General features: G+C 72.2%; 1 pseudogene. It reads right to left on the minus strand.

The features are described from left to right. Window positions 1-492 (minus strand): annotated as a pseudogene (locus FJV41_RS50110) (IF-2 protein); the annotation flags it as partial.

Here is a 492-nt window from a genome sequence, read left to right on the forward strand (position 1 = left end):
CGACTGGACGGGGGGCGCGGGAGGCGTCTCCTGAGGTCCACTCAAGGTGTGGACGGCGCGGCGGAGGGCCTCCTCGAGCTCGCGGGCGGGGGGCGAGACGGTGGAGAGCATCTGGTTGGCGCTGCGCGCGTGGCGGCTCTGGCTCTCCGCGGCGAGCTTGAGCTGGACCAGGGCGTCGCCGACCAGCCTCCGGGCATCCTCGAGCTTCTGGCGGGCCTGGAAGTAGGCCACCTCGGTCATGAGCTTCTGGAGGGTGAGGCGCTGCTCCTCGGTGACTCCGGCGAGCTTCTCCGCGCGGCGCAGGTAGTACAGGCCCTGCTCCACCTTGGGGGGCTCCTCGGAGGCGATGCGGGGACGGGCCATGGACTCCAGGAGGGGGAACAGGGCCCGGTCCAGTTCGTCACGCTCGGTGAAGCTGCGCAGGATGAGGGAGCCGACGTCCTGGCCCTCCAGGGGGATGGGGGCGTAGGCGTCCGCCAGCCGGGGGTCTCC

Source organism: Myxococcus llanfairpwllgwyngyllgogerychwyrndrobwllllantysiliogogogochensis, from assembly GCF_006636215.1.
Lineage (GTDB): Bacteria > Myxococcota > Myxococcia > Myxococcales > Myxococcaceae > Myxococcus > Myxococcus llanfairpwllgwyngyllgogerychwyrndrobwllllantysiliogogogochensis.